The following is a 10,129-nucleotide window of genomic DNA, read 5'->3' on the forward strand; positions in this document are numbered from 1 at the left end:
AAAATGACCCGAAATTGCCTCAAGTGTGAGAAATCCGCGGCGAAGCCGCTCCACCTGCCGGGGTGTGCCCCCGCACGGAACAATGTCTCCAGGGCCGGGGATGACAGGCCCCAACGGCATGGGCGGCCTTGGTGGCTCCGGCAGTACGGAGCACGGCCCCCGTCGGCATACGGACCGCAACTGTCGCGTTCAGTAAAGCCGGTTGAAAAGTCTGCCAGCCAAGCCTGATCAAACGGGCTTGCCGTAACCAGCCTGCCACTCTTGCGCCATGATGTCTCGCCATAGTGAAAAGGGCGGTACGTCCCGCCGCTACCGTTTGAGGCCTGTTTCCTCTGTGAGTTTTCTGCGCACGCCACCATTCAGGCGCGGGACGCGCAAGCTACTTCTGCCGCATCCGGAAAATAGCGGATCAGGCAGAAACGCAACCGGGTTTGCAGGGCGGGTATATGGCCCGTGCAGGGGCAGGGGTTTGGCGTTCTCCCCTCAGGCGGCTATCATAGGCAAATAGTTCTGCCGGTTTGTATGGCAGCTTGAAGGATGTGAGACACAATGCGTCGAATGACAACTCTGGCGGCGGTAGCCGTTGTGGCCCTCAGCTCTGGTATTGTTGGCACGGGTGCGCCAGGCATGGGTTCCGTGGCGCAGGCCGAACCCGGTGGCTGCCTGAAATACGGGGCAGCGGGTGCCGTGGGCGGCCATGTGGTGCATCATGGTGTTATCGGCGCTCTGGGTGGCTGCGTGACCGGCATGTATCGTCGCCACGTATATCGCAAGGAAGCCAAACAGAAAGCCGCCCTGTACGATCAGGAACACCCCGGTGCAAAGGGCACGTATGAGGAAAAAGCCACGGCTTATGACGTGGAACACTCCACCCAGCCCGGCAAAATGACCGCCAACACGCCTGCTGGCACACCCTCTCCGTCCAACACTCCGGCACAGGGCCAGACCCAGTCCGCTCCTGCCGGACAGGATGATACCCACTTTTAAGACCTTGGCTAAAGAAGCAGCAAGGGAGGGCTGGTGAGAGAGTTTTGGAGGCCTGAAGGCGGATTTGAAGGCGCGATGCTGAGGCATCGGGACGGAAAATCCAACGCCCTCAGCTCCTAAAAACTCCACCAGCCCCATTGTTTAAGCAGCGTCTAACGGCACTGCTTGCGGGGCTATCCCGCTGTCCTGCCTTCTTCTGGGCCGGTTTCCCGCATCAGGCAGGGCTCTGCGCGGCATGTGTTTTTTATGCCCCAGCATCCAGATGCGTAGGGAAGCCCGTAAGGTCACGGGGCTTCATAGAGCCTGTCCTGCCAAAGGCAGAGGAACCCCATCTTATGTTTTTTTGGCTGAAAGCGTTTTTGTCTGGCCTGATTATTGCCGCTGTCTCTTCCCTTGCGCGGCGATATCCCGGTTTCGGGGCGCTGGTGGCCTCCCTGCCGCTCATTTCCATTCTGGGCATGATCTGGCTGTGGCAGGAAACAAAAGACCCGGCCCGCATGGAAGCGCATGTGAGTGCCACGTTGTGGTACGTGCTGCCTTCTCTTCCCATGTTCCTGCTTATCCCGCTGGCCATGCGGAATGGAGTGCCGTTTTATGCTGCGTTGCTGGGCGGCTGCGTGGTGACGGCAGTGCTGTACCTTGTGGCTGTATGGCTGGCGGGGCGGTTCGGCATTTCTCCCTAAGCGCCCATTACCCCTGCTTTGCAGAAGGGGCAGGCAGGGTAATGATGGTTTCCGTTTTCACCATCGGGTCCACAGAATGCAGCAGCGTGCTCAGCCCCCACTGGCGCTGATCAAACGTGGCGGTGCTGGCAATGGTGGTCAGTGTATTGCCGGTAAAGCGCATCTGCACGGCAAAGGTCAGCGGGTGGGTTTGTCCCCGCATGGTCAGGTTCCCTATAAGCTGCGTGTAAAGTTTGCCTTTTACAATTTTTGGCACGCAATGGCCCACATAATGCATGGCCGGGTGCGTATCACTATCCAGCATCAGGCCAGAGAGCATCACGCTGCGTAATACGGCGCTGCCCACCTTCAGGGAATTGACATCCATGGTCAGATCAACCTGACAGGTCTGTGCTTCCAGATCATAGGCCAGCGTGCCGCTGACAGTCTCAAAGGTGCCATCAATATCCGTCAGGGCGGAGCGGGCATGCAGCAGGGCCTGTGTATTTCTGGGGGTCAGCGTCACATGTTGCGTGGCAGCATGGGCGGAGGGCGTGCCCAGCATACCAGTACCTGCCGTAAGAAGAAAAGCTGAGGCCAGAATGGCGGTAAGCCGCATGTGGTTCATATCCCTTTCCTATAACATGCATACAAACGGCTGATACCATGGCAGAGTTTCCGCTCTGCATGTGCATCAGCCGATATGCTGCCATGCGCTGCCACGCCACAGGCCGCGCCAGAAATCTGTGCCGTAGGGGCAGGGGGCTATTGCGCCAGTTGGGCGCGGGCTTCTCCACTTGGGTGCGCATGAGTGTGCAGGTTCACATACAGCGTGCCATTATGCAGCATGTCTTCCTGATCCTGATTGACGCTCACGCTCCCTGTTACAGGGCTCTTATACGGGCCATCAATGGAAATAACGGCCGGTGCATCATGCCCCTTGCGGGCGGGACCATGAAAATGGGCAGCAGTGACAGGGCCGCTCAGTTTGTCCCATGTTATGGAATAGCGCAGCACATGGGCCGCCGGGTAGAACAATGCGTCCACCCTGCCGGTGGGTCTGGTGGTCGTGCCGTGCTCGCCATAGAATATGCCAGAAAACCGTTCACTGCGTTCGGCAAAGGCAGAGGTGTGTCCTGCCAGCAGGCTGCCGCCCAACAGGGCTGCACAAAAAAGGGCTCGGTGCTGAAAAAGCATGAATACGGTTTCCTTCAGCAAGAAAAAACAGGGCACCCCTTACGGGTTTTTCCTTCTCTAACGTCAGGTGTTCCGTACCGTTCCCGGCTGATTACTCAAAATCCCGCAAAATACCCTCATCATCTACCGGGCGTTGCGGTACGCGCTGGAAATGCACACGCGGTTGAATGGCGGTTTTCCTCATGGTCTGCTGAATGGTCTTGAGCCACCGTTGGGTTGCCGCATCATGGCGGGAGCAGCGTTGCTCGTTTTCCGGGGTGGAACAGGAAGAAGGCGTCATGCTCGTGCTCACATAAAAAGGAGAACTGCCTTCTTTTAAGCACTATTTTCTTGCACGCATGTGACGTTTTTTTGAAAAATCAGGCTCTTTTCAGTTAGGCTCGTTTTGCTTGACTGACCTGTACCAATTGGTACAGACTACCTGTTATATCAACCGGGCTATCCCGCTTTGCAGGAGTTTCCATGTCTGACCGCCGCCCGCCTCTGCCTCCGTTCAGCTTTGAAACTGCCGTGCAGAAGGTGCGCGCCGCGGAAGATGCCTGGAACAGCCGGGACCCCGCCCGGGTGGCATTGGCCTATTCTCCAGACAGCACATGGCGCAACCGCAGCAGCTTCATAAAAGGCCGTGCGCAGATAGAGGCCTTTCTGGTGGCCAAATGGCAACAGGAGCACGAGTACCGCCTCATCAAGGAACTCTGGGCCTTCACGGGGGACAGGCTGGCCGTGCGCTTTGCGTATGAATGGCGCAATAATGCAGGCCAGTGGTTTCGCTCCTACGGGAATGAAAACTGGGCCTTTGATGCCAACGGCCTGATGCACACCCGCCACGCCAGCATTAACGATGTACCCATAAAGGAAGCCCAACGCCTGTTTTTCTGGGACCGCGCCAGCCCCCGCCCAGCAGAGCACCCAAGCCTGTCAGAGCTGGGGCTGTAACGGATGGGAGAAAAAGCGGCTGTCCGTAACCGCCTTCTTCCCGCATTGGGGGAGGTGTTCCGCGCATATGGGTATGAAGGCGCAAGCGTTGCCCGCATGACCGCCGCAACAGGTGCAGGCAAAGGCAGCCTGTATAACGCCTTCCCCGGCGGGAAGGAGGAAATGGCGCAGGCCGTTCTGGCCTCTATTGATCGCTGGTTTGAAACCGCCATTTTCCAGCCCTTGCGGGATGACCCCTCCGCCCCGCAGGCCATCCGGCATATGTTGGCGCAGGTGGAACTCTATTTTGAATCCGGTCAGCGCATCTGCCTTGTGGGCCTGTTTGCTCTGGGTGATGAGCGGGACCGCTTTGCCACCCGTATCCGTGCTTATTTCGCCACATGGCAAAGCACCCTGACACAGGCGCTTGTGCGTGCGGGCCACCCACAACCGGCTGCCTCTACTCTGGCGGAGGAGGCCATCGCCACCATTCAGGGCGCTCTGGTGCAGGCCCGCGCCATGCAGGATACAACGCTTTTCCCGCGCGCCCTCAGCCGTCTGGCCGCACGTTTGATCACGGTCTCCACGCCAGAACACCCTTTTGTCCTTTCCCCAAAAGAGCGATGATATTGGTGCAAGCACACAAGAATTGGCTGCGGGAGAAGCGTTTGAAAAGCCTGCCAGATTAGAAGGCGCTCCGTGTTGAAGTGCGGGGGCGGCAAGAAGCCCCTCTCATCTGTTGCGTCGCGGCTCCGGTAGCAGGCGCTTTTTTCTCCGTCATTATCTTGCGGCTGGCATGGCTATCTTTGCCGCTGACAATGCGGGAGACTGTACTGTCACTCATGCCATAGTCCTTGGCTATGGCCCGAAGTGTTTCTCCATTCTGTCGCCTTTGGGCAATTTCCCGCCGCTGTTCCTGTGTGATACGGGGCGGGCGGCCCATCCGTTTGCCTTGCTGGATAGCCCTTGCGCGCCCTTCTGACGTCCGGGTGCGGATCAGGTCCCGTTCCACGTCGGCCAAACCACCCAGAACCGCAAGCATAAGCCGTCCTGTACTAGTGCTGGTATCTGTCCACGGTTCTGCCAGAGAGTAAAACTGCGCTTTTTTGTCAGTAATGCTCTTCACAATAGCAAAAAGGTCAAACGTGCTCCGCGCCAATCTGTCCAGGCGCGTAACTACCACGGACTGCCCTTCCTTTAGTCCGGCAATCAGTTTTCGCAGTTCCGCCCGTTCGGAATCCGCGCCACTCGCCTTTTCGCGGTAGATCCTGCGGCATCCAAATTCCTGAAGAGTTTTTATCTGAAGTTCCAGAGTCTGCCCGACCGTACTGACACGGGCGTACCCCACTTTTCGTCGAGATGGGAGTGTATTCATCAGCGCCTAAACACACGAAAACACAGAGAAGTTTCTTGTCGAACCTTTGTTTTACAAACTGAAATGCCGTGAAAACAAAGTCAACGCCACAAATGTGCAGACCGAGACCATCCATATCAGCAATGATCCTGATCTGCTCCTGCTGACAGAAAAAGGCGGCACTATTCGCCCTCTCCGGCGTGAAGGTCCGGTTTACAGCTTCATGCTGCCATCGGACATCCCATCCGTCCGCCTTGTGTCCCGCACCAACCGCCCGTGTGACGTGATAGGCCCGTTTGTGGATGATCGTCGCCCTATGGGGGGCGGTGTGGAAGACGTACAGTTGCTGGTGGTGAAAGGCCCTTACAAAATCACCTCTCATCTGCACGCGCGTAAGCCACAGGGATGGTATGAGGATATGGGCGGCAATGGCGTGGCATGGACGGATGGAAACGCCGTGCTGCCGCTGGGCAATTATCTGCTGGGTGGAAAAATAGGTATGCTGTCCCTCAGAATCCAGACCGCAGGGCCTTACCAGATCAAGCTACAGGCAGACACAGGGAGAACGGCGCAAACCGTCTGATCCTGCTGCGTTTTATTGCGCGCCTTGCGGGTGGGAACCCGGTGCGGAGGGCAGCTCTCCCTCCGCCCGTGCTTCTTCCAAAGCTTTTTGCGTCAGGTGGGCTTCATTCTTTTTCAGGAACATCCCGCTGGCCACCAGTCCAATGGCGGTCAGCACGCCAATGGCAATGCCGCTGGGGCCGGATACTTCAGAAATCTTCTTGCCCAGCGCGTACGTGCCCAGCGCATAGCCTCCTGCCCAGCAGGTACCCCCCAGAGCGTTGAAAACCATAAAGCGCGGCCACGCCATCTGGCAGGCACCGGCAAGAATGGCCACAAAAACCCGTAGCAGGGAAATAAAGCGGCCAATAAACACAATGGCGCTGCCATGGTGGCGGAACAGATACTGCCCCAAAATCAGCCGGTCTTCTGTCAGGCCAATGCGTCCGCCATACTTTCGCAATAGTGGCAGCCCGACCTTACGCCCGATCAGATACCCGAAATTATCGCCAATCACTGCGCCCAGAATGGCCGCCAGCGCCACGCCCTCAATCGCCAGATGGTGGGTTTTCAGGCTGTAGAGAGACGCCGTGATAATACAGGCCTCGGCAGGCACGGGCACGCCCATGCTCTCCATCATCACCATCAGGGTTACAATGCCATACCCGTAATGCTGAAGCAGATGATCCAGATGATGCAGCAGGGGTCTTGATCCTCAGTTCAGGCGCACGCAGGCGCACGGACAACGTTAACCGGTGCCCAAGCCACCGCATTTCCCGCCCAGTATTGCTGGGGCAGGGTGCCCTTGGGTGCTGCGGAGCATGAGGGAAGTTGCCCTATCAGGAAAGGCAGGCTGGTGCATGGCTGTATGTACGGTTTCTGCATCCGTCAGCCCGCCTTGCAGAATCCTGTTGCCAGTTTTTTATCACGGGCGTATAGCGCAAAATAAGAACAAAAATAGAACATATATCGTTCTTCAAGAGGCTCCCATGTCCGAAACCCAACATATCGTGTTTCAGCCTTATTTATGGAAAAATCATACGCTCCAGCCCGGCACTCCCATCGCCTGCCGTAGTGTGGAAGACGGTCAGCGCCGCATGGACAAGGCCCGCGCCGGGCTGCTCAGCCTGGATGGCGCGGTGCTGGTCCGTATGGCGGTGGATGAAGACCTGGGTGATTATGGAGAACCCGAATATCTTGCCACCATGGGCGATATTCCCGGCATGGAAGATGATATGGCCGCCTGAGCGGCATGTTTGCTTCCGCACTACCTGCGTTGGCGGTGCGGAAAGCTCCCGATGGTTCAGAACTGGTGGCGCAGGGTAAACATGCCGGAGAACGGCGCACCATAATAGGCCTGATCCCAGTAGAGGGAGGTCAGATATTTGTGGTTGGTAATGTTGTTCAGCGTGCCCGTCATTTGCCAGTGCTTGCCCAGATCATAATGCACCATCAGGTCCACCAGTGCGTAACTATGCTGGCGGGTAATAATCTCCCGGCCAGTGGTTGTTGAGGTCACGCCCTGATCACGCCAGATCCTGCCCTGCCATGTCACGTTGGCCCCTACCCGCAAATGTGGCACATACGGCACCTGCCATGTCAGCGCGGCGTGTACGGTCTGGCGCGGTACATAGGTGCGTACGGGGTTGCCGTCCTGATCATAGATTTTCATGAGCGACCCGCCCGCCATGATCTGGATGTTGCGGGTAATCTGGCCGGAGATATCAAACTCCGCTCCGGCAGATTGCGCATTGATGGGCTTATAATAGGTCTGCCCGTCAAAGAAGTAGCCAGCAGCATCCGCCAGATGGTTCTGGTGAACATGAAACCCGGTGAGGGAGACATTCAGCCGGTTGTCAAACCATGCGGCTTTTACTCCACCTTCCAGATTATCCCCGTTCACCGGCCCCAGAATCCGGCGGTTCTCATCCAGTTCAGACTGCGGATTGAAGATTTTCGAATAGCTGATGTAAAATGTGTAGTGTTTCAGGAAATCATACGTAAACCCGGCAAAAGGGGAGGGGCGTGTTGCGGAATAATTGCTGGGCACCCCGTAACTGTAACCCGTGCTTTCAGCATGGGTCAGGTTGGCCCCGCCAAACAGATGTGCATTGCGGAACGGGTTGAGTCGTAACACGCCATACAGGCTCTCACGCGTCTGGTTAAAACTGGCGGTTTCATCATACGCGGTAAAAGGCGGCTGGGGGTAATTGCCATTCCATCCTTCCAGCGGGGGCAGGGCCGTCCCCACATCCGCCGAGTAGTTGGACAACTGGCGCGACCGTGCAGACGCCGCATTCACCCCAAACACAAGCTGGTGCGTGCGCCCCCCTACATTGAAGGAGCCTGTGGCGGAAAGATCCCCAATCCATTGGCTTTCTGATCCCGTATAGCGGGAGGGATAGCTATACAGGCCCAGTCCGGTTTCCCGGTCAGGTGTGCCGTAAGTGTAAAACAGGTTGCCATCCGTTTGCATGACCCGGTGGAAGGCATACAGCCGCACTTTCCAGTGAGACCCGATCTGGCGGCTGATATCCGCAAACATCTGCGAATCCCGGTTGTTCATGTAAGACCATTTTGCCGCCGAGGACGTCGAGCGGCTGTAATGCGTGGGCGATCCATCCGTATAATACAAAGGCAGCGCGCCCCACATGGAACTGTTGGGGTTGTTCTGCTGCCACACATAGCCCAGCCGTACAGTGGTATATTGGTCCAGATCGCCTTCAACCGTGCCATACACAACGGTTTTTTCCTGAGAGTAACGTTTGAGGTAGGACTCTCCATTCTCATACACCGCAACCAGCCGCCCGCGCAGGCGGCCGGATGCAATAGGGGAGCCGGAAATATCCCCCACCACGCGGCGCTTGGCCCATGATCCCACGGTGCCTTCCACACTGGCCTGAAAATCCCGCGTGGCGCGCTTGCGGGTGTAATCCACCGTTGCGGAGGGATTACCGGTAGAGGACAGCAGGCCATTGGCCCCGCGTAGTACGGTCACGTTGTCATAGATTGCAGTATCAATCGCGCCGGTCTGCGTCCCTTGGGAAAAAGGCAGCCCAATGCCGTCATACTGATAATTGGAAACATCAAACCCACGGGCGGAGATATAGGTGCGGTCCGTTTCCACACGCTGCACGGTTATACCCCGGAGCGTGGCCTAGGGCGTCATTGACATTCTGGAGTGTGAAATCATTCAGAAAACGGCGTGTCAGCACCGTTACGGATTGCGGCGTCTCACGCAGTGTCAGCGGCAGGCGGGTGGCAACCGTAGTGGCCTGCACTGTCAGAGAGCCTGTCTGTTCGGACGGGATCAGCGAGCGCTTGCCCAATACATCCACATGCTCCTGCGTTTCCGTTTTCTTTTTTGTGCTGGCTTTGTTTTTCGCCTCGGCAGAGGGGCTGTGTTTGCTGGCAGGTCTTTCCATACCGTCCTGCGCACGGGCAGGCATTACAGCAGCAAAGGGCACAATCATCAACGTGGAAACCAGCAGAACCGCGCGCATTCTTATCCTCATTCGTGAGAGGCTGCTCAACCCCCCGCTCTGCTGGTGGGTGCAGGGGCTTTCAAAACAGCGTCTTGTGTGCGGGCGGCACCGTAGTGAGATAAGGTTAATACTGCAACTGATTCGCAATAACTTTATGGAGGGGACTCTCTCAACCAGAAAGAACAGGGGCCTCGGCAAAACCCCTGTTCAACATTTCAGAAAAAGGTCAGTGCTTCAGAACACCTGCCGCAGGCGAATGGTGCGGTTATCAGCGGTCTCCAGCACCAGCGTCGTGCCATCCACATGCCAGCGGGTCACAGCCTGTTTGAGGTCATTGAAGCTGCGGGAGATTGCCCCGCCCGGGCCCATACATGCCATCATGGTGCTGATCCCGCCTGCTTTTGAGGCTTCCACCCGGCCTTTGGGGCCGAATGTCAGGCCACCAACATAGCGGTTGCACCCATCAGAACCGGAAACCTTGCCCGTTGCATTCACGTCCAGCGTAGGGGCTACCAACGGCGGCTCATGGTCATGGTTCGGCTGGTCCGTTGTGCGGTCTGCTTCGGTAGGGGCATGATTGCTGGCGGCAAGAGGCTTGCCGTTCAGGGTTGTGACAACCCAGCGCGTGTCATTCAGGCTGGCCGGACCTTGTGAATCCCCGCCACAGCCCTGCAATGTGCGGCCCTGTAGCGTTACGCGCACCTTCTCCGTAAAGCGCTGGTTGCTCATGCTGTCCGTGCAGGTGCCTGGTGTCATCACCGCTTTCAGATCCTGGGCTTCATAAATCCGTTCGCCAGAGTCCGTGTGTGCATGCGTCACCGCCCGCACCAGTTCCGGGCTGCCCGGCTGTTGCAGCGTAAGCGTATTCTGCGCCAGCGTCAGATGCCAGAACGGCTCATTGCCAGAGGCCTGATACACGGCACCCGCCGCGTGAGAGGACGCCACCGGCTTTGCCTCCTGCGTGGCGC

At 57.5% G+C, this 10,129-nt stretch carries 14 protein-coding genes; 6 read left to right on the plus strand and 8 right to left on the minus strand.

The features are described from left to right. Nucleotides 1-549: 549 nt before the first annotated feature. Entirely contained in the window at nt 550-987 is a 438-nt protein-coding gene (locus tag AD944_RS01955) for a hypothetical protein (protein WP_035378327.1), read from the plus strand. A 335-nt stretch (nt 988-1,322) separates the two neighbouring features. Continuing rightward, the gene (locus AD944_RS01960; RefSeq protein WP_035378329.1) at nt 1,323-1,670 is read left to right on the plus strand and encodes a DUF3147 family protein; all 348 of its coding nucleotides are present in this window, start codon (nt 1,323-1,325) and stop codon (nt 1,668-1,670) included. Nucleotides 1,671-1,677: 7 nt separating this feature from the next. On the opposite strand, the gene AD944_RS01965 is transcribed toward AD944_RS01960, so the two are convergent. The 3 genes from AD944_RS01965 to AD944_RS01975 form a co-directional block, all read right to left on the minus strand. Then, entirely contained in the window at nt 1,678-2,277 is a 600-nt protein-coding gene (locus AD944_RS01965; RefSeq protein WP_035378331.1) for a YceI family protein, read from the minus strand. A gap of 137 nt (nt 2,278-2,414) precedes the next feature. Continuing rightward, nucleotides 2,415-2,846, minus strand: coding sequence for a CHRD domain-containing protein (locus tag AD944_RS01970; protein ID WP_052427216.1), 432 nt, complete (start codon nt 2,844-2,846; stop codon nt 2,415-2,417). A 91-nt stretch (nt 2,847-2,937) separates the two neighbouring features. Further along, nucleotides 2,938-3,126: a hypothetical protein gene (locus AD944_RS01975; RefSeq protein ID WP_035378333.1), complete on the minus strand. Its 189-nt coding sequence runs from the start codon at nt 3,124-3,126 to the stop codon at nt 2,938-2,940. Between the two features lie 182 nt (nt 3,127-3,308). Here AD944_RS01975 and AD944_RS01980 point away from each other — a divergent pair, with 182 nt between their 5' ends. Continuing rightward, nucleotides 3,309-3,782, plus strand: a complete 474-nt coding sequence (locus AD944_RS01980) for a nuclear transport factor 2 family protein (protein WP_035378335.1) — start codon at nt 3,309-3,311, stop codon at nt 3,780-3,782. Between the two features lie 3 nt (nt 3,783-3,785). Continuing rightward, nucleotides 3,786-4,388 (plus strand): TetR/AcrR family transcriptional regulator, encoded by a 603-nt coding sequence (locus AD944_RS01985; RefSeq protein ID WP_045542717.1) that lies wholly within the window; start codon nt 3,786-3,788, stop codon nt 4,386-4,388. A gap of 58 nt (nt 4,389-4,446) precedes the next feature. On the opposite strand, the gene AD944_RS01990 is transcribed toward AD944_RS01985, so the two are convergent. After that, entirely contained in the window at nt 4,447-5,136 is a 690-nt protein-coding gene (locus AD944_RS01990; RefSeq protein ID WP_231873607.1) for a recombinase family protein, read from the minus strand. Between the two features lie 94 nt (nt 5,137-5,230). On the opposite strand from AD944_RS01990, the gene AD944_RS01995 reads away from it, so the two are divergent. Then, a complete protein-coding gene (locus AD944_RS01995) occupies nt 5,231-5,698 on the plus strand; it encodes a hypothetical protein (RefSeq protein ID WP_145912859.1) in 468 nt (155 codons plus the stop codon). A 12-nt stretch (nt 5,699-5,710) separates the two neighbouring features. Here the strand turns inward: AD944_RS01995 and AD944_RS02000 are convergent, their stop codons facing one another. Then, entirely contained in the window at nt 5,711-6,322 is a 612-nt protein-coding gene (locus AD944_RS02000) for a DedA family protein (protein WP_179946488.1), read from the minus strand. A 343-nt stretch (nt 6,323-6,665) separates the two neighbouring features. On the opposite strand from AD944_RS02000, the gene AD944_RS02005 reads away from it, so the two are divergent. Beyond that, nucleotides 6,666-6,923, plus strand: a complete 258-nt coding sequence (locus tag AD944_RS02005; protein WP_035378338.1) for a hypothetical protein — start codon at nt 6,666-6,668, stop codon at nt 6,921-6,923. Nucleotides 6,924-6,979: 56 nt separating this feature from the next. Here the strand turns inward: AD944_RS02005 and AD944_RS02010 are convergent, their stop codons facing one another. The 3 genes from AD944_RS02010 to AD944_RS02020 form a co-directional block, all read right to left on the minus strand. Beyond that, complete coding sequence (locus tag AD944_RS02010; RefSeq protein WP_052427212.1) at nt 6,980-8,812, minus strand: TonB-dependent siderophore receptor; 1,833 nt, start codon at nt 8,810-8,812, stop codon at nt 6,980-6,982. Next, on the minus strand, nt 8,763-9,179 hold the full coding sequence (locus AD944_RS02015) for a hypothetical protein (RefSeq protein WP_052427211.1): 417 nt from the start codon (nt 9,177-9,179) through the stop codon (nt 8,763-8,765). Before AD944_RS02015 ends, AD944_RS02010 begins: the two co-directional genes overlap by 50 nt. Before the next feature lie 216 nt (nt 9,180-9,395). Then, nucleotides 9,396-10,129, minus strand: a 734-nt coding sequence (locus AD944_RS02020; protein ID WP_061474718.1) for an META domain-containing protein, incomplete at its 5' end; no start/stop codon positions are given.

The sequence above is a fragment of the Acetobacter tropicalis genome, from assembly GCF_001580915.1.
Lineage (GTDB): Bacteria > Pseudomonadota > Alphaproteobacteria > Acetobacterales > Acetobacteraceae > Acetobacter > Acetobacter tropicalis.

What these genes read in the sequence shown, in the direction of transcription:
- AD944_RS01955 (WP_035378327.1), top strand. Translation starts at nt 550, where the DNA reads ATGCGTCGAATGACAACTCTGGCGGCGGTAGCCGTTGTGGCCCTCAGC.
- AD944_RS01960 (WP_035378329.1), top strand. Translation starts at nt 1,323, where the DNA reads ATGTTTTTTTGGCTGAAAGCGTTTTTGTCTGGCCTGATTATTGCCGCT.
- AD944_RS01965 (WP_035378331.1), bottom strand. Translation starts at nt 2,277, where the DNA reads ATGAACCACATGCGGCTTACCGCCATTCTGGCCTCAGCTTTTCTTCTT.
- AD944_RS01970 (WP_052427216.1), bottom strand. Translation starts at nt 2,846, where the DNA reads ATGCTTTTTCAGCACCGAGCCCTTTTTTGTGCAGCCCTGTTGGGCGGC.
- AD944_RS01975 (WP_035378333.1), bottom strand. Translation starts at nt 3,126, where the DNA reads ATGACGCCTTCTTCCTGTTCCACCCCGGAAAACGAGCAACGCTGCTCC.
- AD944_RS01980 (WP_035378335.1), top strand. Translation starts at nt 3,309, where the DNA reads ATGTCTGACCGCCGCCCGCCTCTGCCTCCGTTCAGCTTTGAAACTGCC.
- AD944_RS01985 (WP_045542717.1), top strand. Translation starts at nt 3,786, where the DNA reads ATGGGAGAAAAAGCGGCTGTCCGTAACCGCCTTCTTCCCGCATTGGGG.
- AD944_RS01990 (WP_231873607.1), bottom strand. Translation starts at nt 5,136, where the DNA reads ATGAATACACTCCCATCTCGACGAAAAGTGGGGTACGCCCGTGTCAGT.
- AD944_RS02000 (WP_179946488.1), bottom strand. Translation starts at nt 6,322, where the DNA reads ATGGTGATGATGGAGAGCATGGGCGTGCCCGTGCCTGCCGAGGCCTGT.
- AD944_RS02005 (WP_035378338.1), top strand. Translation starts at nt 6,666, where the DNA reads ATGTCCGAAACCCAACATATCGTGTTTCAGCCTTATTTATGGAAAAAT.
- AD944_RS02015 (WP_052427211.1), bottom strand. Translation starts at nt 9,179, where the DNA reads ATGCGCGCGGTTCTGCTGGTTTCCACGTTGATGATTGTGCCCTTTGCT.